Consider the following 26,229-nt stretch of genomic DNA (forward strand, 5'->3'; position numbering starts at 1 on the left):
TGGATGCTAGCCGACTTCGATCACCCGAGGCGGCAGGTCCCATCGTCATGACGAGCGTCAGAGAGCGACTCGAAGAGATTCTCGCGCGGTTGAACCGGCGCGCGTCCGAGGAGCGGGTCTTCCTGCGCATCTACGACGAGTCCGCAGGCATTGCCGCCGATGCCGCCGACGCCCGCAGGAGGGCCGGGCTGTCCCTCGGTCCGCTCGATGGCGCCATCGTCTCGATCAAGGATCTGTTCGACGTGGCGGGCGAGGCCACCACGGCCGGATCGATCGTTCTGAAGGACGCCCCTCCCGCGCAGCGGGATGCGGCCATTGTCCGGAGATTGCGGCAGGCCGGCGCGGTGATCATCGGCAAGACCAACATGGTCGAGTTCGCCTTCTCCGGTCTCGGCCTCAACCCGCATTACGGCACGCCCGGCAACGCGGCGGATCCCGACCGGATTCCCGGCGGTTCGTCCTCCGGCGCCGGCGTGAGCGTGGCCGAGGGGACGAGCGACATCTCCATCGGCAGCGACACGGGCGGTTCCGTCCGGATCCCGGCGGCGCTCAACGGCGTGGTCGGCTTCAAGCCCACGGCCCGGCGGGTGCCGCTGGACGGCGCCTTTCCGCTCTCGCCCAGCCTCGACTCCATCGGGCCGCTGGCGCGAAATGTTCAGGATTGCGCCGATGCCGACGCGATCATGGCCGGCGAGGAGCCTCGGACCGTCAGGGCCTTTCCGCTCGCGGGGCTCCGAATCGGCGTGCCGCGCGGCAGGCTGTTCGACGAGCAGGAGCCGATGGTCGGGGATGCCTTCGAGGCGAGCCTGCAGCGCCTCGCAAGGGCGGGCGCGAGAATCGTCGAGCACGACATCGAGGATCTGCTCGCAGCCATGGCGGAGACCACGGTTCACGCCTCGATCGCTTCCATCGAGGCGGCAGAGGTCCATGCCGACTGGCTCGATGACAGGGCCGAGATGATCGATCCGCGGGTGCGGTGGTGGATTGCCCGAAGCGGCAAGGTCCCGGCGCCCGTCTACATTCGCATGATCCGGCGCCGGCGCGCCCTTGTCGCCGCCATGGACGAGCGGCTCGCTTCCATCGATGTGCTGGCCCTGCCGACGACCACCATCTCGGCTCCTCTGACGGCGCCGCTGCTGGACAACGACAAGCTCTACAACCACACCGACTGGCTGGTCCTGCGCAACACGATGTTCGGCAACCAGTTCGATCTGACCGGCATCTCGCTGCCGATCCAGGGCCATGCGCGGCCGGTCGGTCTCATGCTCGTGGCCCGGCATGGCCATGACCATCGGCTGCTGGACATCGCGGCAGGCGTCGAGCGCGAATTGCAGGGCTGATCCGGAGAGACGGGCGCCCGTCGGCCCGGCCCTCCGTTGCTTTTGCTAATGCGTGCGTTCGAGAGCACGGATGATCCCGCGCAGCTCGGCCAGTCCCTTGAGACGGCCGATGGCGGTATAGCCCGGATTGACGCGCCGGTTCGGGTCGAGATCGTCGAGCATGCGATGGCCGTGATCGGGACGGAAGGGCAGGGTCTCGTTTTCCGGCCGGCGACGGTCCTCCGCGAGAAGCGCCTCGATCACCGCCACCATGTCCACGTCGCCGTCGAGATGATCGGCCTCGTGGAAGCTCAGGCCGTCCGCATCGCGGCGCGTCGCCCGCAGGTGCACGAAGTGAATGCGCTCCGCGAACTGGCGCACCATGGCGGGCAGATCGTTGTCGGCGCGAACGCCGAGGCTGCCGGTGCAGAAGCACATGCCGTTCGAGGCGGATGGGACCGCCCGGAACAGCTGGTCGTAATCATCCGCCGTGGAGGCGATCCTGGGCAGCCCGAAGAGCGGGCGCGGCGGGTCGTCAGGGTGCAGGGTCAGCTTCACCCCCAGGCGCTCCGCCGCAGGTGTCACCGCCTCCAGGAAGCCGATCAGATGAGCGCGAAGCCGGTCCGGCGTGATGTCGCCATAAGAGGCTAGGCGGTCGCGGAAGCCGTCGAGGTCGAGAACGTCCGTCGTCCGTCCCGGCAAGCCCGCCGCCATGGTGCTGGTGAGCGTTTCCGCCTCGTCGTCGGTCAGGGCATCGGCGATGACCTTTGCCCGGGCCCGGGTGGCCTCGTCGTAATCCGCCTCGGCGCCTGTGCGCTTCAGGATATGGAGGTCGAAGGCGGCAAGACGGGCCTGATCGAAGCGGAGGGCCGTCGCACCGGTCGGAAGCGGCCAGTCGAGGTCGGTGCGCGTCCAGTCGAGCACCGGCATGAAGTTGTAGCAGACGATCTTCAGCCCGGCGGCTGCCACGGCCTCGAGGCTGGCGATCCAGGTCTCGATGGAGCGGGTGGCGTTCCTGCCCTGGCGCTTCACGTCGTCGGGCACGGGGATGCTTTCGACGACGCTCCAGGTGAGCTTCGTGCGTCCCTGCGGCGTGGCCTCGATCAGGTCGCGGTGGCGTTCGACCTCGGCGCGGGTCCACGCCTCTCCCGGAGGAAGATGGTGCAGGGCCGAGACGATGTCCGTGGCGCCTGCCTGCCGGATGTAGTCGAGTTTCACCGGATCGTCCGATCCGAACCAACGCCATGCCTGCCGCATCGTATCCTCCTTTGTTCACCGGGTTGTTAGCACAGCCTTATTGACTTCCCAAAACGTTTCGGCTGCACTGAAGGCAGGAGATCTGCTCACAGTGTCGAAGCTGAAGCAACTTGCGCAAACGCTGGGTCTGTCGATCACGACCGTGTCGCGGGCGCTCGACGGCTATTCCGATGTGGCTCCCGCCACTCGCGAGCGTGTGCGCGCTGCGGCGCAGGCGATCAACTACCGGCCGAATTCCGCGGCCCGCAGCCTGAGGCGGCGCAGGGCCGAGGCTATCGCGGTCACTCTGCCGCTGGAGCCGGGCCGGTTCGGGCCGGCGGTCTTTCTGAACATGCTCGCCGCCTGCAGCCAGCGCCTGGCGGAGGAGGGGCTCGACCTGATGCTCCTGCCCACGGCGAGCCGCGCGGCGGAGATGGAGACTTATCGGCGGCTGATCGAGGGCGGACGCGCGGATGCGGTCATCGTCGTGCGTACCCGTCTCGACGACGAGCGCGTCGCCTTCCTGAAGGAGCGCGGCATTCCTTTCGTCACCCACGGGCGCACGGGCCGTTCCGAGGAACATGCCTATATCGACGGCGACGGAGCGGCCGGGTTCCGCGAGGCGACACGCCTGCTCGCATCCATGGGGCATCGCCGCATCGCCCATATCGCGGCGCCGCAGGATCTCACCTTCGCTCACCTGCGCCGCAGCGGATGGCTCGCCGGTCTTGCCGAGGAAGGACTGACGGATGCGCTCGAACGCGCCTCCCAGCCGACCGAGGCCGGCGGCTACGAGGCGACCCTGTGGCTTCTGGACCAGCCGACGCCGCCGACGAGCATCCTTTGCGCCACCGACAGCATCGCCATCGGCGCCTTGAGTGCGCTCAAGGACAGGGGCCTCGCCGCCGGACGCGATATCGCCGTGATCGGCCACGACAATCTGCCGTCGGCCGCATTCACGGATCCGCCGCTCTCCACCATGGAGATCGCCACTCCCGATGTGGGGCGGCAGCTCGCCGAAATGCTGATCGCCCGTCTGGGCGGCCGCGACCCGCGCGAGCTTCAGACGATTCTGCCGGTTCGGCAGGTTCCGCGGGCGACCCACGGAACACCGAACTGACGTGAGAGGCTCTCGGCCTCCCGGACCCGGGCCGAGCGCTGCAACGAAGGGGCCGACGGAGGAAACACATGACGCATCAGGTGCCTTTACGCGCCATCGCCGTCGCGGCTGCCTTTCTCGGAGGGCTCGCCGCCGCGCAGGCGCAGGAAACGATCTTCTACTCGACCCAGCTTCGTCCGATCGAGGAAGCCACCAAGGTGCGCGAGGTGCTCCTGGAGGGCCTTTCCGGCAATGTCACCTACGTGGTGGACGAGCCTCCGGCCTTTGCCGTGCGCATGAAGGCCGAGACGCAGGCGGGCAAGCGCACCGCCAGCGTGGTGGGCGCCCTGCACGGCGAGCTCCAGCCGCATGTTCCGGACGACATCCAGCCCATTGACGACGTGGTCGCGAAGGTGGCCGGCCGCGGCATCCCCGCGAGCCTCATGGATCTCGGCAAGCTCGGCACGGGCAAGCAGCAATACATCCCGTGGATGCAGGCGACCTACGTGATGGTCGCCAACAAGCAGGCCCTGCAGTACCTGCCGCAGGGCGCAGATGTGAGCACGCTCACCTACGAGCAGCTCCAGCAATGGGCCAAGAACATCGCCGACAAGACCGGGCAGCGCCGCCTGGGCTTCCCGGCCGGTCCGACGGGGCTCATGCCGCGTTTCTTCCAGGGATATCTCTATCCGTCCTTCACCGGCGGCGTCGTCACGACCTTCAAGTCGCCCGAGGCCGAGGCGGCCTGGAACGCCATGAAGGAGCTGTGGGCGGTGTCGAACCCCAACTCCACCAACTACAACTTCATGCAGGAGCCCCTGCTCGCGGGCGAGGTCTGGATCGCCTGGGACCACATCGCCCGCGTGAAGGAGGCGCTCACCCTGCAGCCCGACCAATACGTGGCGTTCCCGGCCCCTGCCGGCCCGAAGGGGCGCGGCTACATGCCCGTGATCGCAGGTCTGGCGATCCCGAAGGACTCGCCGAACCGTGAAGGCGCGGTGGCCGTGATCGACCACATGACCAAGCCGGAAACCCAAATCCTGACGGCGACCGAGGTCGGCTTCTTCCCCGTGGTGAAGGCGGAACTGCCGGCCGATCTCGCTCCCGGCATCAAGCAGCTCGCCGCAGCGGTGGACGCGACGCAGAACGCGAAGGATGCACTCGTCTCCCTGTTGCCCGTCGGCCTCGGCGCCAAGGGCGGCGAGTTCAACAAGGTCTATTCCGACACGTTCCAGCGCATCGTACTGCGCAACGAGCCGGTCCGGACCGTGCTGCAGGAGCAGGCGAAGACGCTCGAAACGCTCATGAAGGAGACCGGCGCACCGTGCTGGGCGCCGGACAAGCCGAGCCAGGGCGCCTGCCCCGTCAACTGATCAGCCTCCGGCCCCGGCGGATGCCAATCCGCCGGGGCTTCACCCTGCGGTCGGAGCGGATTCATGCCTGCGCGCACGTCCTGGATACCCTATGCCCTCATCGCGCCGTCGGTCGTCTTTCTCGGTGCGTTTTTTCTCATCCCGCTCGTCCAGACCATATGGTTGTCGTTCTCGGCGGGCGATGAGCTGTCGCTCGCCAATTACGAGCGCATGGTGAACGACCTGAACTTCTCGCTGGCCGCGCGCAACACGTTCCTGCTGACGCTCGTGGTCGTCCCCGTACAGGTCGTGCTCGCCCTGGCCATGGCGACGATGGTGTCCAAGCTGGAAAAGGGGCGCGACATCGCGCTCTGGATCCTCACCATTCCTTTGGGCATCTCCGATCTGGCGGCGGGCCTCGCCTGGCTCGCGCTTCTGCAGAACACGGGCTACCTGAATTCCGCGCTCTATGCCCTGGGGCTCATTCCCGGACCGGTGGGCTGGCTCTCCCAGGAGACGCCCTGGAGCCTCTTCTTCGCCATCGCGGCCGCCGAAGTCTGGCGCGCGACCGCCATCGTTCTCGTGATCCTGATTGCCGGTCTCCAGCTCATTCCGAAGGAATTCTCCGAGGCCGCCGAAATCTTCGGGGCAAGACCCTGGACGCGCTTTCGCAGGATCACGCTGCCGCTCCTGAAGCCCAGCCTGCAATCGGCGCTCATCCTGCGCACCGTGCTCGCCTTCGAGGTCTTCGCCGTCGTCTATGCCCTCGGCGGGCGCAATTTCCCCGTTCTCGCCGGCGAGGCCTATACCTGGCAGAACGAGAACCAGAACTACGGCGTTGCGGCCGCCTATGCGGTCCTCATCATGGCGATCTCGTTGGCCGCGACCGCCGTCTACCTGCGTGTCCTGCGCACCCGTCCGGAGCAGCTGCCATGACAGCCACCACATCCGAACTTCGGCAGCCCGCATCGGCACGGGGCGCGACGCTCCCCTCGGCGCGGCGCCTGCTCCTCTGGACCGGGATGGCCGTGCTCCTGGCATGGGTCCTCGTGCCGATCTACTTCGTGGCGCTCGGCGCCTTCGGCGGCAGGCTCGGGGTCTTCCGCTGGCCCAAGACTATCTTCCCGGCCGACTTTTCCGTCGCCTCCATGATGCAGTTCCTCGCCATCGAGGGCGTCCTCAACGCGCTGATCAACTCGCTCATCGCGGCGGGGCTGACGGTGCTCTTCTCGGTGCTCCTCGGTGCGCCGGCAGGCTACGCGCTCGCGCGCTACAGCTTCCGCGGTCAGAACGCCTATCGGCTTCTCGTCCTGCTCACCCGCGCCTTTCCCTTGGCGATCCTGGCGCTGCCGCTCACGGTGTCCTTCATCCGCTTGGGTCTATACGACACGCCTTTCGGCGTTTCCCTCATCCACACGGTGCTGGCGCTGCCCTTCGCGGCCCTGGTGACCCAGAGCCTGTTCATGGGCATTCCGCGCGAATACGAGGAGGCGGCCTGGGTCTTCGGCTGCACGCGGTTCCAGGCCTTCCTGAAGGTGGTGCTGCCGCTGGCCCTTCCCGGGCTCGCCGCCACGGCGATCTTCGCCTTCGTGATCTCCTGGAACGAGGTCTTCGCCGCGTCGATCCTGACCGTGCGCGAACGGACGTTGACCGCCTATCTCCTGAGAATCCTCGCCGAGAGCCCGCTGCATTACCGCTTTGCGGGCGGCTTCATTCTCATCATCCCATCCGTGCTCTTCATCTTCGCGGTCAGGAAATACCTGTTCGCGGTGTGGGGCATCGCGAGCAAGTAACGGAGCCTCTCATGGCCGACATCGTCATCGACCGCGTCGTGAAGGAATTCGGCTCCTTCCGCGCACTTCAGGAAGTCTCCCTCACCGTCCGCGACGGCGAGTTCGTCGCCCTGCTCGGCCCATCGGGCTGCGGCAAGACCACCCTTCTGCGCATCATTGCCGGGCTGGAGAAGCAGAATGCCGGCCGCGTCGTGATCGGCGGGCGCGACGTGAGCGACCTGGCGCCGCGCAGGCGCGGCCTTGCCATGGTGTTCCAGAACTACGCCGTTTTCCCGCACATGACCGTGTTCGAGAACGTGGCTTTCGGCTTGCGCATGCAGAAGGCGCCGCAGGCGGAGGTGAAACGCAAGGTGGAGCGGACTGCTTCGCTGCTGCATATCGACAGCTACCTCGACCGTTATCCGGCGAAGCTCTCCGGCGGACAGCGCCAGCGCGTGGCGGTGGCCCGCGCCCTCGCCGTCGAGCCCGCGGTGCTGCTCATGGACGAGCCGTTGTCGAACCTCGATGCGCTGCTGCGGCTCGAAATGCGTACGGAGCTGAAGGCCGTCCTGCGCGAGGCCGGCACGACCACGATCTACGTGACCCACGACCAGACCGAGGCCATGGGCCTCGCCGACCGGATCGCAGTGATGTACGGCGGCAAGATCGATCAGATCGGCACGCCCCTCGAAGTCTATGCGACGCCGGCAACCCGGTTCGTCGGAGGCTTCCTCGGCAGTCCGCCGATGAACTTCATCAAGGTGCGCTGTGCGCAAGGCATGGCGCGGATCGGCGAAGCCGCCGTGCCGTGCCCGCCTGCGGACGGAGAGCTGGAACTCGGCCTGCGCGGCGAGGATGCAAGCCTCGACCCAGGCGGGTCGGGCATTCCCTTCGATGTCCGGGTGGTAGAGCCCATGGGGTCGCATCTGCTCCTGACCGGCTCCATCGACGGGCAGCTCGCCCGGATCGTTGCGCCCCCCACCGCCCACGTAACCGCCGGGGAGCGCGTCGCCCTGACCGTCGACCCCTCCCGCCTGACCTGGATCGACGGCGCAACGGGCCGCGCCCTCGCCCGAGCATGAATGGAACGACCATGGACGATATGATCAAGCTCGACAGGGACGAGGCCGCAAGGGCGATCCTCGCCCGCAACGATCGCGGCGGCTACACGGTCCCCACCGACCGGCTCTACCCCTTCCAGTGGAACTGGGACTCCGCCTTCGTGGCCATGGGCTTCGCCACCTTCGACGCCGACCGCGCCTATCGCGAGCTGGAGCGGCTGATCGAGGGGCAGTGGGACGACGGGATGATCCCGCATATCGTGTTCCACGCGCCGAGCGACACCTATTTCCCCGGCCCCGAGGTGTGGGGCACGCGGCACCGGATCGCGACCTCGGGCATCACGCAGCCGCCGGTCTTTGGCATGGCCCTGCGTCATGTGCACGAAGCGGCGGTCGAGGCGGGTCTGCCGAATGCGGCGGAGCGCACCCGCAATCTCTTCCAGGCCGCCCTGCGCTCCCACCGCTGGTGGCTGCGCGCGCGCGACCCGGACGGTCTCGGGCTCGTGGCGATTCTTCATCCATGGGAGAGCGGCAGCGACAACTCGCCCGCCTGGGATGCGGCCCTCGCGCGGGTTCCCACCAGCACGACCACGGCCATCCGGCGCAAGGATACCGGCCATGTGGACGCCGCCATGCGGCCCCGGGACGAGGACTACCAGCGCTTCATCCATCTGGTCGATACCTACCGCGAATGCGGCTGGGACCCGCAGCGGCAATGGGCGGTCGCACCCTTCAAGATTGCCGATGTGCAGATGACCGCCATCCTTGCCCGGGCGACCGCCGATCTGATTCATCTGGCCGAAGATTTCGGATGGGAAGCGGAGCGCGCGGAGCTGTCGGAGATGCATGACAGGCTCACTGCAGGCCTCGCCCGCCGCTGGCGGTCCCATCTCTCCCGCTTCGTCTCGCTCGATCTCGTCTCAGGCGAGAATGTGGAGGCTCCGACCCAGGCCTGCTTCATGCCGCTCGTGGCGCTGCGGATCGACGATGCGCAGCGCCAGGCCGTTCAGTCCGAGATCGAGCGCTGGCACGAGGGCATGGTCGTGGGCCTGCCCTCGACCGCTCCCTTCTCGCCGGCCTTCGAGCCGAAGCGCTACTGGCGCGGGCCGGTCTGGGCGGTGGTCAACTGGCTCATTGCCGATGGCCTGCGCATGAACGGTCTCGAAAACCTCGCCCAGCGGATCGAGCAGACAACCGTCCGGGCCATCGAGCGGGCCGGCTTCTGCGAATATTTCGATCCCACCACGGGCGAGGGTCTCGGAGGCGACACGTTCTCCTGGACGGCCGCCGCCTACCTCGTGCTGGGCCGGCGTGCGAAGGCGTCCGCCTCGGGAGCGCGCCGATGACGGTCCATGCTCGCCTGGAGGGCCGCTTCGCGCTGATCACCGGTGCGTCCCGAGGGATCGGTCGTGCGGTGGCGGAGCGCTTCGCTGCCGAGGGCGCGACGGTGGCCATCAACCATGTCCGCGACGCAGCCGAAGCCGAGGCCGCTCTTGAAGCCTGCCGGGCGGCTTCGAACGATGCCGGTCATGGGGAGCGGCCCCACGCGGTCATCGAGGCCGATGTGAGCTCGGCGGCGGCCGTGGATGGAATGATCGAGCGGGCCATCCGCGGCTTCGGGCGTCTCGACATCCTGGTGAACAATGCCGGCATTCAGTCCGAGACCCCCGGCGACGCCTATGATCCGGCGGTCCTGGAGCGGATCATCGCGGTCAATCTGCTCGGCGCGGCTCACTGCGCCCGGGCTGCCATCCGCCATTTCCTCTCCCGGCCCGGGGGCGGGGTCGTCATCAACACGTCGAGCGCACACGAGGTCATCCCCAAGCCGGGCTTCCTCGCCTATTCCATGAGCAAGGGCGGCCTGGGCAATCTCACCCGCACGCTGGCTCTTGAATTTGCCGATCGCGGCATCCGCGTGAACGGCGTCGGCCCCGGTGCGACCCTCACGAGCCTCAATGACGCCTGGCGCAACGATCCGGCGCGCCTGAAGAGCGTCGAGAGACACATCCCGATGGGCTATGCGGCGGCGACGGAGGCAATTGCACCGGTCTTCGCCTTCCTGGCCTCGGATGAGGCCGCCTATGTGACGGGCCAGACCCTGTTCGCGGATGGCGGCCTGACGCTTTACGGGGACTTCAAGGAAAACTGGTCGTCGTGATCGGGCCGGTCAGCCTTTATTGACGTTGACACCTCCGGCCCCTGGGCGAAGCTGGTGCGGCTGCGGAGAGCGGGCCGGAGCGTTCTCGACGGCTCTGTCGGCCCGGCCTGCCGCTCTTGGCGTTCGCGGTCATTCAGCCAGCGAGGAGACAGCCATGCCGAAATTCGTCATCGAACGTGAAATGCCCGAGGTCGGCCATTTGTCGGACGCGGACTTCAAAGGCGCGGCCCAGAAATCCTGCGACGTGCTGCAGGCCATGGGCCCGGAGGTGCAGTGGATCCAGAGCTTCGTCACCGAAAACAAGATCTACTGCGTCTACCACGCCGCCGACGAGAGCCTCATCCGCGAGCACGCGGAGCGCAGCGGCTTCCCGGCCAGCAAGATCAGCAAGGTCGAGCGCGTGATCGATCCGGCCACCGCGGAGGCCTGACCCAGGGTGGCGGCACCTGATGACGAGGCCTCCATTGTGGCCTGCGCATCCTCCGGAGCGGCGGGCATCCGTCATGGCGGCCGGAGCCTGACGGCTTCGTCAAAGCCGTGATCGGCCTAGCCGGGATCCATCCCGGTTTCCTTGTCGTGATTTGCCCTGGGATTCTGGAACAGCTTCCGGACATGCCCGATCGTCCAGTCGGCAATGCGGGGCGCGAATGCAGCCTTCATCGCGGTATTCGGAGCCACGCTCCACGGACGAGCGCGATCTTCGACCCACACGATTTCGCTTCCCAATCGTCTGAAAGGCAGCACCCTGGGCGGTCGTGCTGATCCTGGATGCGGCAGAGTTGTTCTCAGCCTTCCATAATCCGTGGAGAGCCAACCTGCGCCGGTTGGTGGAGCTGAGGGGATTCGAACCCCTGACCTCTGCAGTGCGATTGCAGCGCTCTCCCATCTGAGCTACAGCCCCGGCCGGTTGTAAACGACCAAGCGGCGGCGTTTTTAGGCCCGCGGGGTTCGGTCTGTCAATCGGAATGCGGTGCATCCGGTCATTCTTTTGCGAGCGGAGCGGTTCGGCTTCATTCCTGGGTTGTTCGGGCCTGCCAGTAACGCTACATGAGCACGGTCCGATCCTGACAGGTTTCCCATGCGCGCACTGCTCGAAGTCATCCTGCTGGCCCTGCAGCTCTACGTCTACCTGATCGTCGCCTCGGCGATCCTGAGCTGGCTGGTCGCCTTCAACGTCGTCAACACCCGCAATGATTTCGTCCGGTCGATCTGGAACTTCCTGGATGCGGTGACGGAACCCGCCCTGAGGCCGATCCGGCAGATCCTGCCGAACCTCGGCGGCGTCGACATCTCTCCGGTCATTCTGATCCTGCTGATCATCTTCATCCAGAAGCTGATCGTGGATTACCTGCTGCCGGCGGCCTTCTGAGGCCTGCCGTGCCCTGGCGGGTGCGCCCGGACGGGCTCGAGCTGCGCGTGCGGGTCACGCCCCGGGGCGGCAGGGACGCCATCGATGGGGTCGAGACCCTCTCCGACGGAAAGAGGGTTCTGAAGGTCCGGGTGCGGGCCGTGCCGGAGGACGGGGCCGCCAACGAGGCGGTCCGGCGCCTCCTGGCCAAGGCGCTCGGCTGCTCCGCTTCGGCCGTGAGCCTGGAGGCGGGTGCCACGGCCCGGGTGAAGACATTTGCGATTTCAGGCGATGCCCGGGCCCTGACCGGGAGGGTCGCCCTCTTGACGGGACAGGACCCATGAGCGCCACGATCATCGACGGAAAAGCCTATGCGGCGGGCCTGCGGGCCCGGATCGCCGAGGCGGTGGAGGATTTGACGCGCCGGGGCGTGACCCCGGGATTGGCCGTCGTGATCGTCGGCGAGGATCCGGCGAGTCAGCTCTACGTGAAGAACAAGGCGCGTCAGACCGTCGAGGTGGGAATGCGCTCGTTCGAGCACGTGCTGCCGGCCTCCACCGGCGAGGCGGAGCTTCTCGCGCTCGTGGCCCGGCTCAATGCCGATCCGGCGGTGGACGGCATCCTCGTCCAGTTGCCCCTGCCGAAGCAGATCGACGCCCAGAAGGTGATCGAGGCCATCGATCCGGCCAAGGACGTGGACGGCTTCCATCCCATCAATGCCGGCAAGCTGATGACCGGCGTGCCCGGCCTGGTCTCCTGCACGCCGCTCGGGTGCCTTTTGCTCCTCCAGTCCGTGCGCCGGGACCTCGCCGGGCTCGACGCGGTGGTCCTCGGGCGGTCCAACATCGTCGGCAAGCCCATGGCACAGCTCCTCATCGGGCAGAGCTGCACCGTGACGGTGGCCCATTCGAGGACGCGGGATCTGGTCGAGGTCTGCCGCCGGGCGGATGTCCTCGTGGCGGCCGTCGGGCGGCCCGAGATGGTCCGGGGCGACTGGATCAAGCCCGGCGCCATCGTGATCGACGTCGGCATCAACCGGGTGCCCAACCCGGCCGCGGGCGAGGGCAAGACCAAGGTGGTCGGCGACGTGGCTTATGCCGAGGCGGCCGAGGTGGCTTCGGCCATCACGCCGGTCCCGGGCGGCGTCGGGCCCATGACCATCGCCTGCCTGCTGCGCAACACCCTCGAGGCAGCCTGCCTGCGGCGGGGGCTGGCGATGCCCTCTCTGGACGTGCGAGCGGCCTGATCGTCAGGCCCCCTTCCGCAAGTGCTCCACGAGCTGCCGGGCCGACGGCGGCAGGTCTTTGAGCGAACGGATACACAGGGTCAGGTCGCGGGCGGCCCAGGGATCCTCCAGGGCGATGGTCGCGATCGCCATGGTCCGGGCGGCGCGCTGGGCCGTGGTCTCGGGCACGACGCCGAGGCCCACGCCTGCCTCCACCATCCGGCAGACCGCATCGAAGCTGCGCAGCTGCACCCGTAGGCGTAAGGGGCGACCGGTGCGGCCCGCCTTTCCGGCGAGAAAGCGCTGCAGGGCGCTTGCCCTGTCGAGGCCGACGAAATCGTGGCCCAGCACCTCGTCGAAGGCGATGGCGGAACTCGCCGCAAGGGGATGGTTCTGTGGCGCGACCAGGACGAACCGGTCGCTGCGGAACGGGTAGGTCTCGAGCCGCCCCGTATCGACCGTGCCGGCCACGATGCCGAGATCGCCCACGCCCTCCGCGATCAGGCCGACGATCTCGTCGCTGAGGCGCTCCTCCAGATCAATGCTGACCTGGGGATGCTCGGCCAGGAAGGCGCTGAGCGCCTCCGGCAGGAACTCGGTGAGGGCATTGGTGTTGGAGAGGATGCGGATCTGCCCGGCCAGTCCGCCCGTATAGGTGCCGAGATCCTCCCGCAGGCGCTCGGCCTGGGTCAACAGGACGCGCGCGTGCTGGAGCAGGGTCCGGCCGGCGGGCGTCGGCACGACACCCTGGCGATTGCGCAGGAGAAGGGGGGCTCCCAGGGATTTCTCCATGTTGCGGATGCGGGTGCTGGCCGCCGCCAGCGCCAGATGGGCGCGCTCCGCCCCATGGGTAATGCTCCCGGCCTCCACCACGTGGCGGAACAGACTGAGGTCGGTCAGGTCGAACTGCATGAATGATCCTTCGTCATCCGCGAAGGTAGATGAGAATAATTACAAATTGCGCAAGGTGCGAGCTTAAAGCACATTTCGCGGCTGACGAAGTGTGTCTGTTGTATCGGATGATCGCAGAACGCCCGTTGCGGCGACGCCGCGCTTCAGATACGAACCGTTCCAAACAAGGCGCAGCCTGCGCCGGCGATCAGGAGCTCATCCCATGGCTGAGGCGAAAGTGGCCCCGAGGCCCTTGTCCCCGCATCTTCAAATCTACCGGTGGTCATGGACCATGGCCATGTCCATCTTCCATCGCGCCACGGGCAGCGCCCTCTATCTCGGCATCGCCCTCTTCGCCGTCTGGCTCGTGGCGCTCGCCTCGGGTCCCGGGCCGTTCGAGACCGTGCAGTGGTTTTTCGGCTCCCCGATCGGGATCCTGATCCTCTTCGGCTATACCTGGGTGCTTATGCACCACATGCTGGGCGGCGTGCGCCATCTGGTCTGGGACTTCGGCCACGGCATGGAGCCGGCCCAGCGGATCAACATGGCCCGCTTCACCCTCATCGGCTCGATCGCGCTCACGGTGCTGATCTGGGTCGTCGCTTTCATCGCTTTCTGAGGAGACCGGACCATGGCCGACAACAGGGCTGATACCCGCGTTTCCATGCGTACCCCGCTCGCCCGCGTGAAGGGCCTGGGCGCCTCCGGGCACGGGGTCGAGCATTGGTGGATCCACCGCATGACGGCGGTGTCGAACGTTCCTCTCATCGTCGCCTTCGTGATCATCGTGGCGGCGCTCGCCGGCAGCGACTACCCGCAGGCGCTCGCCATCATTTCCCATCCGCTCACCGCGATCATCCTCATCCTGGCGGTCATCTCGGTGGCGAACCACATGCGGCTGGGAATGCAGATCATCATCGAGGACTACGTCCACGACAAAGGCCTGAAGATTGCAGCCCTCATCGCGAACAATTTCTACGCGGTCATCATTGCAGTCGCCTGCCTCTACGCGATCCTGAAGGTCAGCCTCGCGCGGATCCTGGTTTAGAGCGAAACAGAACGGAAAGAGGAGCACGAGCCCATCGGGGCCTGCTTCGAAGGAGTTTTCACATGGCCCAAGGAACGAACGGCGCCGCCGTCAACGGCAAGGCCTATCAGATCGTCGACCACACCTTCGACGTGGTGGTGGTGGGCGCGGGCGGCGCGGGGCTTCGCGCCACCGTCGGCTGCTCCCAGGCCGGTCTTCGCACCGCCTGCATCACCAAGGTGTTCCCGACCCGCTCGCACACCGTCGCCGCGCAGGGCGGCATCTCCGCCTCCCTCGGCAACATGGGGCCGGACGACTGGCGCTGGCACATGTACGACACCGTGAAGGGGTCCGACTGGCTCGGCGATCAGGACGCCATCGAATATCTCTGCCGCAATGCGCCTGCCGCGGTCTACGAGCTGGAGCATTGGGGCGTGCCCTTCTCCCGCACGGAGGAAGGCAAGATCTACCAGCGCCCCTTCGGCGGCATGACGACCGATTACGGCAAGGGCACGGCCCAGCGCACCTGCGCGGCGGCCGACCGCACGGGCCACGCGATCCTGCACACCCTTTACGGGCAGGCGGTCCGCAACCAGACCAACTTCTTCATCGAGTATTTCGCCCTTGACCTGATGATGGACTCGGACGGCCGCTGCATCGGCGTCGTGGCCCTCAACCAGTCGACCGGCGAAATCCATCGCTTCCGCGCCCACATGACCATCCTGGCCACGGGCGGCTACGGACGCGCCTATTTCTCGGCCACCTCGGCCCATACCTGCACGGGCGACGGCAACGCCATGGTGCTGCGCGCCGGCCTGCCGCTGCAGGACATGGAGTTCGTGCAGTTCCACCCGACCGGCATCTACGGCGCGGGCTGCCTCATCACGGAGGGCGCGCGCGGCGAAGGCGGCTATCTCACCAATTCCGAGGGTGAGCGCTTCATGGAGCGCTATGCGCCCTCGGCCAAGGACCTCGCCTCCCGCGACGTGGTCTCCCGCGCCATGACTATGGAGATCCGCGCCGGCCGCGGCGTGGGCAAGAACAAGGACCACATCTATCTCCACCTCGACCACCTCGACCCGAAGATCCTGCACGAGCGCCTGCCCGGCATCTCGGAGAGCGCGAAGATCTTCGCGGGCGTCGACGTGACGAAGGAGCCGATCCCGGTCCTGCCGACCGTGCACTACAACATGGGCGGCATCCCGACGAATTATCACGGCGAGGTGCTGACCCTGAAGAACGGCAACCCGGACACGGTGGTGCCCGGCCTGATGGCTCTCGGCGAGGCGGCCTGCGTCTCCGTGCACGGCGCCAACCGCCTCGGCTCCAACTCGCTCATCGACCTCGTGGTGTTCGGCCGCGCGGCCGGCCTGCGCTGCGCCGAGATCCTGGAGCCGAATGCGCGGCATGCGGATCTGCCGAAGAACGCCGACGAGCTCGCGCTCTCGCGCCTCGACAAGTTCCGTTACGCCAACGGCTCGACCTCGACCGCCGAGCTGCGCCTCCAGATGCAGAAGACCATGCAGAACAACTGCGCGGTGTTCCGCACCGGCGAGGTTCTGGCCGAGGGTCAGAAGCTCATTCACCAGGTCTGGAGCGGCGCCGCCGACATCAAGGTCACGGACCGCTCGCTGATCTGGAACACGGACCTCCTGGAGACGCTCGAGTTCGACAATCTGATCGGACAGGCTGTCGTCACCATGGAGGGCGCGCTCAACCGTCAGGAATCCCGCGGCGCCCACGCCCGCGAGGACTTCTCCGAGCGCGACGACAAGAACTGGATGAAGCACACCCTCGCCTGGCTCGACGACGCCTCCCACAAGGTGACCCTCGATTACCGGCCCGTGCACACCTACACGATGTCGAACGACATCCAGTACATCGAGCCGAAGGCTCGCGTGTACTAAGGAAGAACGCAAGATGGCTCAGTTCACGCTTCCCAAGAACTCCAAATACACCGAGGGCAAGGCTTGGCCGAAGCCTTCGGCATCCGGCAACGTCCAGGAATTCCGCATCTACCGCTGGAATCCGGACGACGGCGCCAATCCTCGCATCGACACCTACTATGTCGACCGGGACGATTGCGGCCCGATGGTTCTCGATGCCCTCATCTGGATCAAGAACAACGTCGACTCGACCCTGACCTTCCGCCGCTCCTGCCGCGAGGGCATCTGCGGTTCCTGCGCCATGAACATCATGGGCAAGAACACGCTGGCCTGCACCCTCGGCATGGACGATTGCGACGGGGACACCATCAAGATCTACCCCCTGCCGCACATGCCGGTTCTGAAGGACCTCGTGCCTGACCTCACGAGCTTCTTCGCCCAGCACGCCGCAATCGAGCCCTGGCTGCAGACGGAGACCGCCGAGCCCGAGACCGAATGGCGCCAGACTCCCGAGGAGCGCTCCAAGCTCGACGGCCTGTACGAGTGCATTCTCTGCGCCTGCTGCACCACCTCGTGCCCGAGCTACTGGTGGAACGGCGACCGCTTCCTGGGCCCCGCGGCCCTGCTCCAGGCCTATCGCTGGCTCATCGATTCCCGCGACGAATCCACGGGCGAGCGCCTGGACAACCTTCATGACCCGTTCCGGCTCTACCGGTGCCACACGATCATGAACTGCGCCAACACCTGCCCCAAGGGCCTGAACCCGGCCAAGGCCATCGCCGAGATCAAGAAGATGATGGTCGCGCGGGCGGTGTGACGCTTCCTCGCAACACTTCATCGAAAAGGCGCCTCCGGCGCCTTTATTTTTTGGCCTGCCTCCATACTTTGAGGTCCCGGCGCGGACCCGTCTCCTAGGCACACCCTCCAACCTGTGCTTGAAACGTGTCCGCCCATGGGCAATGTCACATACGGCCAAGCATGAGGACGATGATGAAGAGCACCACCTGGATCATGACCGCAACGCTATGCTCCGCGTTGGCGCTCGGCGCATGCTCCTCGGCCCGGATCGGCGGCTTCGGATCGTCGCCCGTCCGCAGCGCGAACGCAGCGCCCGTCATGACGCCCGATCCTGTCGAGGCCGTCCCCTCGGGGCCGATCACGTCCTCTCCGCTGCCGCCCATCGACGGCCAGCCGCTGCCTCCTCCGGAAGGCGCGCCCGGAACCATGATGCCCGGCGGGACCGATGTGGCGGGCCTGCCGCCCGCCGCGGCGCCGGCTCCCGCGCCGGCCGCTCCCGCGAGCCGCACTTCCATGGTCGGCGGCTGGACCGCCCGGGACGCCTCCGGCGGAACCTGCCGCGTCCAGCTTTCGAGCACGCCCGCCCTGGATCTCTACCGGGCCTCCACGTCAGGATGCTCCAACCAGGACCTAGCGCGGATCAACGCGTGGGACTACCGGGACGGTGAGGTCTATCTCTACCAGACCGGCGGCTCCGTCGCGGCGCGCCTGCGCGGCTCGTCGGGTTCGCTGAGCGGCGTTCTGGCGAAATCCGGCGCTCCCCTTTCCTTGGGACGATAAGGCATTTGCCCTTGGGGCATGACGGCGGTAACGGTCGTCTTGTGAACGACACCCAGCACCCATCGCCCAGCTCCATCACGGCGCGCTACGAGGCTCTCGTGGCCGCCGAAGCCATCGAGCGCGACCCCGCCCAGGTCGCGCTGCTGCGGCATTTCGAGGCGCTCGCGCAGAGCCTCGAAGGGATGCGGCTGGCGCGCAAGCCCAGCGCCCTGGGCCGCCTCTTCGGCAAGCGCAGTCCGCCACCCCCTAGGGGCCTCTATGTCTGGGGCTCGGTCGGGCGCGGCAAGACCATGCTCATGGACCTCTTCTTCGAGGCGCTGCCGGTCAGGCGCAAGCGCCGGGTCCACTTCCACGCCTTCATGGCCGACGTCCACGAGCGCATCCACCTCTGGCGGCAGAAGCTCAAGTCGGGCGAGGTGAGGGGGGACGACCCCATCGGGCCCGTGGCCGAGGTCCTTGCCAACGAGGCCTGGGTCCTGTGCTTCGACGAGTTCACCGTCACCGACATCGCCGACGCCATGATCCTGGGACGCCTCTTCACGGCGCTTTTCGCCCATGGGGTGGTGGTCGTCGCCACCTCCAACGTGGAGCCGGACCGGCTCTACGAGGGCGGCTTGAACCGCACTCTGTTCCTGCCCTTCATCGCGCTGCTGAAGGAGCGGATGGAGATCGTCCGCCTCGATGCCCGCACGGATTTCCGCCTGGAAAAGCTGGCCGGAAGCCCGGTCTACTACACCCCCGCCGATGCCCGCTCCCACGAGGCGCTGACCCTGGCCTTCCGCCGGCTCACCGGCCGCCCGCAAGGCGAGCCCGTGACCCTCACCGTGAAGGGGCACCCGGTCGAGGTTCCCCAGGCCGCGGGCGGCGTCGCACGCTTCGGCTTTGCGGATCTCTGCTCCAAACCCCTCGGTGCTGCCGACTACCTGACCATCGCCAACGAGTTCCACACGGTCATCCTCGAGGACATCCCCCGCATGGGGTTAGAGCGGCGCAACGAAGCCAAGCGGTTCATCACGCTCATCGATGCTCTGTACGATGCCCATGTGAAGCTTCTCGCCTCCGCCGAGGCCGAGGCGCCGGACCTCTACAAGGCCGAGACCGGACGCGAGGTGTTCGAGTTCGACAGGACCGTCTCGCGCCTCATCGAGATGCGCTCGGAGGAGTATCTCGGCCAGCCGCACGGTCGCCCGGATACCGGGCACTCGACCGGACTCGTCGAGACATGAAGCGGCCGAGGGGCGGCTCCGCGCGCCTCGCCGAGGCGGCCACCCCGCCCGACAGCCGCCTGCTCGCCATCGCGGCCGATCATCTGAAGCGCTTCGGCCCGCGGCAGATCACCGTGGTCGATATCGCCGACGCCGCCGGCATGACTCATGCCAACGTCTATCGTTACTTCACCTCCAAGGCCGCCCTCATCGATGCGGTCGCCGGGCAGTGGCTCAAATCCCTTGAGGCCCTGATCGCCGGCATCGCCGATGCGCCCGATCCGGCCGACGACAAGCTGGAGCGCATCATCCATGCCTGGTCCCAGATGCACCGGGACCTCCTGATTGAAAACCGCCACCTTTTCGACGTCTATTGCACCGCCACGGAGACCTCCCGCCCCCTCGTGCGCAAGCACCGGGCGCGGATGCGCCAGCTCATCGAGCGGGTGATCGACGAAGGAATCGCCACGGGCAAGTTCGAGCCGCGCGACCGGGAGCGCGCCATCGGCTTCGTCAGCGATGCCGCTTATCGCTTCATCAATCCCTTGAACGTCAGACTGGACGTCGACGTCCCGAAGGACATCCTCGACCTGCGTCTGGCGGCCGTCGTGCGGGTTGTCCAGCGGACCCTGTCGCATGGTATCTTGTGACGCGAATGACAAATTAAGGAATTTGTAACACATTAATCCCGACGTGGTTACGATCCCTAACCCCTTGCCTTCCCACGGGAAATTGCCGCGCTCTGCCCGTTCGAAGGGGCCCAGGGGGCGCAAGTCCTTGCGCTTTAACCTTTTGTTGGCTTGAAGCAGACCCATTTCTGAGTCAAACAGCGCCACCCAAACGAGGCTCGCGCCTTCCCCCTACCCAAGGATAAATCCATGGCTCGTCACAAGATCGCGCTCATCGGTGCTGGCCAGATCGGCGGTACTCTCGCCCATCTCGCTGGCTTGAAGGAACTCGGCGACGTCGTCCTGTTCGACATCGCAGAGGGCATTCCCCAGGGCAAAGGTCTCGACATCGCCGAATCCGCTCCCGTCGACGGGTTCGACGCGAAGTACAAAGGCGCGAACGACTATTCGGCCATCGAAGGCGCGGACGTGATCATCGTCACCGCCGGCGTGCCCCGCAAGCCCGGCATGAGCCGCGACGACCTGATCGGCATCAACCTCAAGGTCATGGAAGCAGTCGGCAACGGCATCAAGCAATACGCTCCCAACGCCTTCGTGATCTGCATCACGAACCCGCTCGACGCCATGGTGTGGGCGCTGCAGAAGTTCTCGGGGCTGAAGCCCGAAAAGATCGTCGGCATGGCCGGCGTGCTCGACTCGGCCCGCTTCCGCCACTTCCTGGCGGAGGAGTTCAACGTTTCGGTCAAGGACGTCACGGCCTTCGTGCTCGGCGGCCACGGCGACGACATGGTGCCGCTGGTGCGCTACTCCACCGTGGCCGGCATTCCGCTGCCCGACCTCGTGAAGATGGGCTGGACCACCCAGGAGAAGCTCGACGCCATGGTCGAGCGCACCCGCAAGGGCGGCGGCGAGATCGTCAACCTGCTCAAGACCGGCTCCGCCTTCTACGCGCCGGCGGCTTCCGCCATCGCCATGGCCGAGAGCTACCTCAAGGACAAGAAGCGCGTTCTGCCCTGCGCGGCCTATCTCAACGGCCAGTACGGCGTGAAGGACATGTTCGTCGGCGTGCCGATCGTGATCGGCGAGAACGGCGTCGAGCGCATCGTCGAGGTCGAGTTCTCCGGTGAGGAGAAGGCGATGTTCGAGAAGTCCGTCGCATCGGTGCAGGGCCTCGTGGACGCCTGCAAGCAGATCAACTCGGCGCTGGCCTAAGAGCCTACACGGATAACGGTCCCCGTTTGCCTCGGGCTCTCGCGGGACGACGGAAGAGAAAAGCTCATGAACATCCATGAATACCAAGGCAAAGCCATCCTGAAGGAGTTCGGTCTGCCGGTCTCCGCTGGCCGGGCCATCTTCTCCCCCGATGAGGCCGAGGCTGCAGCCAAGGAGCTCGGCGGTCCGCTCTGGGTCGTGAAGTCCCAGATCCATGCGGGCGGCCGCGGCAAGGGCAAGTTCAAGGAAGCCAATGCCGGCGAGAAGGGCGGCGTGCGCCTCGCCAAGTCCGTGGACGAGGTGAAGCAGTTCGCGCAGCAGATGCTCGGCAAGACGCTCGTCACCATCCAGACGGGCGAGGCCGGCAAGCAGGTCAACCGCCTCTACATCGAGGACGGCTCGGACATCGAGACCGAGCTCTATCTCTCCATGCTCGTCGACCGCGCCACGGGACAGGTCGCCTTCGTCGTCTCGACGGAAGGCGGCATGGACATCGAGCAGGTCGCCCACGACACCCCTGAGAAGATCCTGACCTTCTCGGTCGATCCGGCCACCGGCGTCATGCCCCATCACGGCCGCACGGTCGCCAAGGCGCTCGGCCTCAAGGGCTCGCTCGCCAAGGAAGCCGAGGATCTGGTCACGAAGCTCTACACGGCCTTCATCGCGAAGGACATGGAGATGCTCGAGATCAACCCGCTCATCGTCACCAAGGACGGGCACCTGAAGTGCCTCGACGCGAAGATCTCGTTCGACGGCAACGCCCTCTACCGTCACCCGGACGTCCAGGAACTCCGCGACATCACCGAGGAGGACGAGAAGGAGATCGAGGCGTCCAAGTACGACCTCGCCTACATCGCTCTCGACGGCACCATCGGCTGCATGGTCAACGGCGCCGGTCTCGCCATGGCGACCCTCGACATCATCAAGCTCTACGGCGAGGAGCCGGCGAACTTCCTCGATGTCGGCGGCGGCGCATCGGAGGAGAAGGTCACGGCGGCGTTCAAGATCATCACGGCCGATCCGAACGTGAAGGGCATCCTCGTCAACATCTTCGGCGGCATCATGAAGTGCGACGTCATCGCCCGCGGCGTGCTCGCGGCCGTGAAGGCGGTCGGCCTGCAGGTTCCGCTGGTGGTGCGCCTCGAGGGCACCAATGTCGAGGAAGGCAAGAAGATCATCCGCGAGTCCGGTCTCAACGTCATCCCGGCGGACGACCTCGACGACGCCGCCCAGAAGATCGTCAACGCCGTGCGCGGCGGGAAGTAAGGTTTCGAGCTGATGTCCATCCTGATCGACAAGAACACCAAGGTCATCTGCCAGGGCTTCACCGGCAAGAACGGCACCTTCCACTCCGAGCAGGCCATCGCCTACGGCACCAAGATGGTCGGCGGCACCTCGCCGGGCAAAGGCGGCTCGACGCACCTCAACCTGCCCGTCTTCGACACGGTCATGGAAGCGCGCGAGAAGACCGGCGCCGACGCCTCCGTCGTCTACGTGCCGCCTCCGGGCGCCGCGGATGCGATCTGCGAGGCCATCCAGGCCGAGATCCCGCTCATCGTCTGCATCACCGAGGGCATTCCGGTGCTCGACATGGTGCGCGTGAAGCGTGCGCTCGAGGGTTCCAAGTCGCGCCTCATCGGCCCGAACTGCCCCGGCATCGTCACGGCGGGTGAATCGAAGATCGGCATCATGCCGGCCAACATTTTCAAGCCCGGCTCCGTCGGCATCGTGTCGCGCTCCGGCACGCTCACCTACGAGGCCGTGTTCCAGACCACCAACGAGGGCCTCGGCCAGACGACGGCGGTCGGCATCGGCGGCGACCCGGTGAAGGGCACCGAGTTCATCGACGTCCTCGACATGTTCCTGTCCGACCCCAAGACCGAGTCGATCGTCATGATCGGCGAGATCGGCGGATCGGCCGAGGAAGAGGCGGCCGAGTTCATCGCCCGCGAAGCCAAGAAGGGCCGCAAGAAGCCGATGGTCGGCTTCATCGCGGGCCGCACCGCTCCTCCCGGCCGCCGCATGGGCCATGCCGGCGCCATCATCTCGGGCGGCAAGGGCGGCGCGGAAGACAAGATCGCAGCCATGGAGGCCGCGGGCATCCGCGTCTCCCCGTCCCCGGCACGCCTTGGAAAAACCTTGGTTGAGGTGCTGAAGGGCCGATAAGGAAAATAGGCCGCCCCGCAAGGCCGGGGCGGCCAATTCGCACATTTGAATCGAGCATTGCCATGGCACGCCAGGACGCCAACGAAACGTTCCTCAACACCGCTTTCCTCTATGGGGCGAACGCGCCCTACATCGAGGATCTCTATGCCCGCTACGAGAAGGATCCATCTTCGGTGGACGCCGAGTGGCAGGCTTTCTTCGGCGCATTGAAGGACGACAAGCAGGCGGTCGAGAAGAACGCCCGCGGCGCCTCCTGGAAGCGGCCCAACTGGCCCATCCCGGCCAATGGCGAGCTCGTCTCCGCCCTCGACGGCAATTGGGCCCAGGTCGAGAAGGCGGTCGGCGACAAGATCAAGGCGAAGGCTCAGGCCAAGGGCGCCGAGATCAGCCAGGCCGACGTGCAGCAGGCGACCCGCGACTCCGTGCGTGCCATCATGCTGATCCGCGCCTATCGCGTGCGCGGCCACCTGCATGCCAAGCTCGACCCGCTCGACATCAATCCGCGCCCGAACGATCAGGAGCTGCATCCGTCCCATTACGGCTTCACGGAGGCCGACTGGGACCGCAAGATCTTCCTCGACAACGTGCTCGGCCTCGAATTCGGCACGATCCGCGAGATCGTCGGAATCCTGGAGCGCACCTACTGCCACACCCTCGGCGTCGAGTTCATGCACATCTCCGACCCCGTCGAGAAGGCGTGGCTCCAGGAGCGCATCGAGGGGCCGGACAAGGAGATCACCTTCACGAAGGAGGGCAAGCGCGCCATCCTCAACAAGCTCGTGGAGGCCGAAGGCTTCGAGAAGTTCCTCGACCTGAAATACACCGGCACCAAGCGCTTCGGCCTCGACGGCGGCGAGTCGCTGATTCCGGCGCTCGAGCAGATCATCAAGCGCGGCGGCAATCTCGGCGTGAAGGAGATCGTGCTCGGCATGGCCCATCGCGGCCGCCTCAACGTGCTGACCCAGGTCATGGGCAAGCCGCACCGCGCCCTGTTCCACGAGTTCAAGGGCGGTTCCTTCGCGCCCGACGACGTGGAGGGCTCCGGCGACGTGAAGTACCATCTGGGCGCGTCCTCCGACCGCACCTTCGACGGCAACAACGTCCACCTCTCGCTCACCGCCAACCCGTCGCACCTCGAGATCGTCGACCCGGTGGTGCTCGGAAAGGTCCGCGCCAAGCAGGACCAGCACGGCTGCACGCCGGAGAACCGCACCCCGGTCATGCCGCTGCTCATCCACGGCGACGCGGCCTTCGCGGGCCAGGGCGTGGTCGCCGAGTGCCTCGGGCTCTCGGGCCTGCGCGGGCACCGCACGGGCGGCTCGATCCACTTCATCATCAACAACCAGATCGGCTTCACCACCGATCCGCGCTTCTCCCGCTCCTCGCCCTATCCGTCGGACGTGGCGAAGATGGTCGAGGCGCCGATCTTCCACGTGAACGGCGACGATCCGGAGGCCGTGGTCTTCGCCGCGAAGGTCGCCACGGAGTATCGGCAGAAGTTCCAGAAGCCTGTCGTGATCGACATGTTCTGCTACCGTCGCTTCGGCCATAACGAGGGCGACGAGCCGTCCTTCACCCAGCCGCTCATGTACCGCAAGATCCGGTCGCACCCGTCGATCGTGGAGCTCTATTCCCAAAAGCTCCTCGCCGACGGAACCGTGACGCAGGCCGAGTTCGACGAGATGAGGAGCGCCTGGCGCTCGAAGCTCGACACCGAGTTCGACATCGCTTCCAGCTACAAGCCCAACAAGGCGGACTGGCTCGACGGCCGCTGGGCCGGCCTCAAGGCGGTGCGCGAGGACATGGACGATCCGCGTCGCGGCCAGACCGGCGTTTCCGTCGAGACCCTGAAGGACATCGCGAAGGCGCTTACCTCCGTGCCGGAGGGCTTCCACGTCCACCGCACGATCCAACGCTTCCTCGACAACCGCAAGAAGATGATGGAGACCGGCGAGGGGCTCGACTGGGCCATGGCCGAGGCGCTCGCCTTCGGCTCGCTCCTGCTGGAAGGGCACCGGGTTCGCCTGTCCGGCCAGGACGTGGAGCGCGGCACCTTCTCGCAGCGCCACTCGGTCCTTACCGACCAGGAGAACGAGGAGCGCTACACGCCTCTCAACCACATCCGCGAGGATCAGGCCCGCTACGAGGTCATCAACTCGATGCTCTCCGAGGAGGCGGTGCTCGGCTTCGAGTACGGCTACACCCTCTCCGAGCCGAATGCCCTGACCCTGTGGGAAGCTCAGTTCGGCGACTTCGCCAACGGCGCCCAGGTGGTGTTCGACCAGTTCATCTCGTCGGGCGAGCGCAAGTGGCTGCGCATGTCCGGCCTCGTCTGCCTCCTGCCGCACGGCTACGAAGGCCAGGGTCCCGAGCACTCCTCGGCCCGCCTCGAGCGCTGGCTGCAGATGTGCGCCGAGGACAACATGCAGGTCGCGTACTGCTCGACCCCGTCGAACTACTTCCATGTCCTGCGCCGTCAGCTCAAGCGCGAGTTCCGCAAGCCGCTGATCCTGATGACCCCGAAGTCGCTGCTGCGCCACAAGCGCTGCGTCTCGCGCCTCGACGACATCGCGGAGGGCACCTCGTTCCACCGGGTTCTGCACGACGATGCGCAGCGCCAGGCCGAGGGCATCAAGCTCGTCAAGGACGACAAGATCCGGCGCGTGGTGATCTGCACGGGCAAGGTCTATTACGACCTGTTCGAGGAACGCGAGAAGCGCGGCATCGATGACGTCTACCTGATGCGCGTCGAGCAGCTCTATCCGTTCCCGGCGAAGTCGCTGGCGGCGGAACTCGCCCGCTTCAAGAAGGCCGACGTGGTATGGTGCCAGGAAGAGCCGAAGAACATGGGCTCCTGGACCTTCGTCGAGCCCTATCTCGAATGGGTTCTCAAGACCGCAGGCAGCAAGGTGGACCGTCCCCGCTACGTGGGCCGCGCCGCCTCCGCCGCCACCGCCACCGGCCTGATGTCCAAGCACCAGGCTCAGCTCCAGGCATTCCTCGACGAGGCGTTCGCGGCCTGAACGCCGCGAATTGCCTCAAACCTTTTCAACGGGCGAAAGCCC

At 66.5% G+C, this 26,229-nt stretch carries 26 protein-coding genes and 1 tRNA gene; 23 read left to right on the forward strand and 4 right to left on the reverse strand.

Going from position 1 to position 26,229, the window contains the following annotated elements; translation table 11 throughout:
- Window positions 1-47 precede the first annotated feature (47 nt).
- Complete coding sequence (locus tag ACFOYU_RS01790) at window positions 48-1,340, forward strand: amidase (RefSeq protein WP_377032214.1); 1,293 nt, start codon at window positions 48-50, stop codon at window positions 1,338-1,340.
- Between the two features lie 45 nt (window positions 1,341-1,385).
- On the opposite strand, the gene uxuA is transcribed toward ACFOYU_RS01790, so the two are convergent.
- A complete protein-coding gene (uxuA, locus tag ACFOYU_RS01795) occupies window positions 1,386-2,576 on the reverse strand; it encodes a mannonate dehydratase (RefSeq protein ID WP_377032215.1) in 1,191 nt (396 codons plus the stop codon).
- A gap of 91 nt (window positions 2,577-2,667) precedes the next feature.
- On the opposite strand from uxuA, the gene ACFOYU_RS01800 reads away from it, so the two are divergent.
- The 8 genes from ACFOYU_RS01800 to ACFOYU_RS01835 all read left to right on the forward strand — a co-directional run bounded on the left by ACFOYU_RS01800 (window position 2,668) and on the right by ACFOYU_RS01835 (window position 10,427).
- Window positions 2,668-3,675, forward strand: coding sequence for a LacI family DNA-binding transcriptional regulator (locus tag ACFOYU_RS01800; protein ID WP_226737814.1), 1,008 nt, complete (start codon window positions 2,668-2,670; stop codon window positions 3,673-3,675).
- A 68-nt stretch (window positions 3,676-3,743) separates the two neighbouring features.
- The gene (locus ACFOYU_RS01805) at window positions 3,744-5,027 is read left to right on the forward strand and encodes an extracellular solute-binding protein (protein WP_377032216.1); all 1,284 of its coding nucleotides are present in this window, start codon (window positions 3,744-3,746) and stop codon (window positions 5,025-5,027) included.
- A gap of 63 nt (window positions 5,028-5,090) precedes the next feature.
- A complete protein-coding gene (locus ACFOYU_RS01810; RefSeq protein ID WP_377032217.1) occupies window positions 5,091-5,942 on the forward strand; it encodes a carbohydrate ABC transporter permease in 852 nt (283 codons plus the stop codon).
- Window positions 5,939-6,799 carry a carbohydrate ABC transporter permease gene (locus tag ACFOYU_RS01815; protein ID WP_226737807.1) on the forward strand — a complete coding sequence of 287 codons (861 nt, stop codon included), beginning with the start codon at window positions 5,939-5,941 and terminating at the stop codon, window positions 6,797-6,799. Before ACFOYU_RS01810 ends, ACFOYU_RS01815 begins: the two co-directional genes overlap by 4 nt.
- A gap of 11 nt (window positions 6,800-6,810) precedes the next feature.
- Window positions 6,811-7,860 carry an ABC transporter ATP-binding protein gene (locus ACFOYU_RS01820; protein ID WP_377032218.1) on the forward strand — a complete coding sequence of 350 codons (1,050 nt, stop codon included), beginning with the start codon at window positions 6,811-6,813 and terminating at the stop codon, window positions 7,858-7,860.
- A gap of 20 nt (window positions 7,861-7,880) precedes the next feature.
- On the forward strand, window positions 7,881-9,185 hold the full coding sequence (locus ACFOYU_RS01825) for a trehalase family glycosidase (RefSeq protein ID WP_377032482.1): 1,305 nt from the start codon (window positions 7,881-7,883) through the stop codon (window positions 9,183-9,185).
- Window positions 9,182-9,997: an SDR family oxidoreductase gene (locus ACFOYU_RS01830; RefSeq protein WP_377032219.1), complete on the forward strand. Its 816-nt coding sequence runs from the start codon at window positions 9,182-9,184 to the stop codon at window positions 9,995-9,997. Before ACFOYU_RS01825 ends, ACFOYU_RS01830 begins: the two co-directional genes overlap by 4 nt.
- A gap of 154 nt (window positions 9,998-10,151) precedes the next feature.
- Window positions 10,152-10,427 carry a DUF4242 domain-containing protein gene (locus ACFOYU_RS01835; RefSeq protein WP_226737801.1) on the forward strand — a complete coding sequence of 92 codons (276 nt, stop codon included), beginning with the start codon at window positions 10,152-10,154 and terminating at the stop codon, window positions 10,425-10,427.
- Window positions 10,428-10,822: 395 nt separating this feature from the next.
- Here the strand turns inward: ACFOYU_RS01835 and ACFOYU_RS01840 are convergent.
- Window positions 10,823-10,898 (reverse strand) — tRNA-Ala (locus tag ACFOYU_RS01840).
- A 177-nt stretch (window positions 10,899-11,075) separates the two neighbouring features.
- Here ACFOYU_RS01840 and ACFOYU_RS01845 point away from each other — a divergent pair.
- The 3 genes from ACFOYU_RS01845 to folD are packed head-to-tail and all read left to right on the forward strand — an operon-like array spanning window position 11,076 to window position 12,591.
- On the forward strand, window positions 11,076-11,366 hold the full coding sequence (locus ACFOYU_RS01845; RefSeq protein WP_226737792.1) for a YggT family protein: 291 nt from the start codon (window positions 11,076-11,078) through the stop codon (window positions 11,364-11,366).
- Window positions 11,367-11,374: 8 nt separating this feature from the next.
- Window positions 11,375-11,689: a DUF167 family protein gene (locus tag ACFOYU_RS01850; RefSeq protein ID WP_377032220.1), complete on the forward strand. Its 315-nt coding sequence runs from the start codon at window positions 11,375-11,377 to the stop codon at window positions 11,687-11,689.
- Window positions 11,686-12,591, forward strand: a complete 906-nt coding sequence (gene folD / locus ACFOYU_RS01855) for a bifunctional methylenetetrahydrofolate dehydrogenase/methenyltetrahydrofolate cyclohydrolase FolD (protein ID WP_377032221.1) — start codon at window positions 11,686-11,688, stop codon at window positions 12,589-12,591. The genes ACFOYU_RS01850 and folD overlap by 4 nt, the downstream gene beginning before the upstream one ends.
- Window positions 12,592-12,594: 3 nt before the next feature.
- Here the strand turns inward: folD and ACFOYU_RS01860 are convergent, their stop codons facing one another.
- The gene (locus ACFOYU_RS01860; RefSeq protein ID WP_377032222.1) at window positions 12,595-13,482 is read right to left on the reverse strand and encodes a LysR family transcriptional regulator; all 888 of its coding nucleotides are present in this window, start codon (window positions 13,480-13,482) and stop codon (window positions 12,595-12,597) included.
- 202 nt (window positions 13,483-13,684) lie between these two features.
- Here ACFOYU_RS01860 and sdhC point away from each other — a divergent pair, with 202 nt between their 5' ends.
- The 4 genes from sdhC (at window position 13,685) to ACFOYU_RS01880 (ending at window position 17,191) form a co-directional block, all read left to right on the forward strand.
- Complete coding sequence (gene sdhC, locus ACFOYU_RS01865; protein ID WP_226737782.1) at window positions 13,685-14,080, forward strand: succinate dehydrogenase, cytochrome b556 subunit; 396 nt, start codon at window positions 13,685-13,687, stop codon at window positions 14,078-14,080.
- A gap of 12 nt (window positions 14,081-14,092) precedes the next feature.
- On the forward strand, window positions 14,093-14,509 hold the full coding sequence (gene sdhD / locus ACFOYU_RS01870; RefSeq protein ID WP_226737780.1) for a succinate dehydrogenase, hydrophobic membrane anchor protein: 417 nt from the start codon (window positions 14,093-14,095) through the stop codon (window positions 14,507-14,509).
- A gap of 62 nt (window positions 14,510-14,571) precedes the next feature.
- A complete protein-coding gene (gene sdhA / locus ACFOYU_RS01875; protein ID WP_377032223.1) occupies window positions 14,572-16,395 on the forward strand; it encodes a succinate dehydrogenase flavoprotein subunit in 1,824 nt (607 codons plus the stop codon).
- Window positions 16,396-16,408: 13 nt separating this feature from the next.
- Window positions 16,409-17,191, forward strand: a complete 783-nt coding sequence (locus ACFOYU_RS01880) for a succinate dehydrogenase iron-sulfur subunit (RefSeq protein WP_226737776.1) — start codon at window positions 16,409-16,411, stop codon at window positions 17,189-17,191.
- A 145-nt stretch (window positions 17,192-17,336) separates the two neighbouring features.
- Here the strand turns inward: ACFOYU_RS01880 and ACFOYU_RS01885 are convergent, their stop codons facing one another.
- Window positions 17,337-17,492 (reverse strand): hypothetical protein, encoded by a 156-nt coding sequence (locus tag ACFOYU_RS01885; protein WP_319004811.1) that lies wholly within the window; start codon window positions 17,490-17,492, stop codon window positions 17,337-17,339.
- Between ACFOYU_RS01885 and ACFOYU_RS01890 the strand changes: the two genes are divergently transcribed.
- The 7 genes from ACFOYU_RS01890 to ACFOYU_RS01920 all read left to right on the forward strand — a co-directional run bounded on the left by ACFOYU_RS01890 (window position 17,491) and on the right by ACFOYU_RS01920 (window position 26,187).
- The gene (locus ACFOYU_RS01890) at window positions 17,491-17,952 is read left to right on the forward strand and encodes an AprI/Inh family metalloprotease inhibitor (protein ID WP_319004810.1); all 462 of its coding nucleotides are present in this window, start codon (window positions 17,491-17,493) and stop codon (window positions 17,950-17,952) included. The two genes, ACFOYU_RS01885 and ACFOYU_RS01890, sit on opposite strands and share 2 nt — an antisense overlap.
- A gap of 41 nt (window positions 17,953-17,993) precedes the next feature.
- The gene (gene zapE, locus ACFOYU_RS01895) at window positions 17,994-19,178 is read left to right on the forward strand and encodes a cell division protein ZapE (RefSeq protein ID WP_377032224.1); all 1,185 of its coding nucleotides are present in this window, start codon (window positions 17,994-17,996) and stop codon (window positions 19,176-19,178) included.
- Window positions 19,175-19,807: a TetR/AcrR family transcriptional regulator gene (locus ACFOYU_RS01900; protein ID WP_377032225.1), complete on the forward strand. Its 633-nt coding sequence runs from the start codon at window positions 19,175-19,177 to the stop codon at window positions 19,805-19,807. Before zapE ends, ACFOYU_RS01900 begins: the two co-directional genes overlap by 4 nt.
- Before the next feature lie 228 nt (window positions 19,808-20,035).
- On the forward strand, window positions 20,036-20,998 hold the full coding sequence (gene mdh / locus ACFOYU_RS01905; RefSeq protein WP_226737768.1) for a malate dehydrogenase: 963 nt from the start codon (window positions 20,036-20,038) through the stop codon (window positions 20,996-20,998).
- 66 nt (window positions 20,999-21,064) lie between these two features.
- Window positions 21,065-22,264 (forward strand): ADP-forming succinate--CoA ligase subunit beta, encoded by a 1,200-nt coding sequence (gene sucC / locus ACFOYU_RS01910; protein ID WP_377032226.1) that lies wholly within the window; start codon window positions 21,065-21,067, stop codon window positions 22,262-22,264.
- Between the two features lie 12 nt (window positions 22,265-22,276).
- Window positions 22,277-23,164 carry a succinate--CoA ligase subunit alpha gene (gene sucD, locus ACFOYU_RS01915; RefSeq protein ID WP_226737764.1) on the forward strand — a complete coding sequence of 296 codons (888 nt, stop codon included), beginning with the start codon at window positions 22,277-22,279 and terminating at the stop codon, window positions 23,162-23,164.
- Between the two features lie 62 nt (window positions 23,165-23,226).
- Window positions 23,227-26,187, forward strand: coding sequence for a 2-oxoglutarate dehydrogenase E1 component (locus tag ACFOYU_RS01920; RefSeq protein WP_377032227.1), 2,961 nt, complete (start codon window positions 23,227-23,229; stop codon window positions 26,185-26,187).
- Window positions 26,188-26,229 lie beyond the last annotated feature (42 nt).

The sequence above is a fragment of the Microvirga sp. GCM10011540 genome (assembly GCF_042650665.1).
In the GTDB taxonomy this organism is placed as follows: Bacteria; Pseudomonadota; Alphaproteobacteria; order Rhizobiales; family Beijerinckiaceae; genus Microvirga; species Microvirga lenta.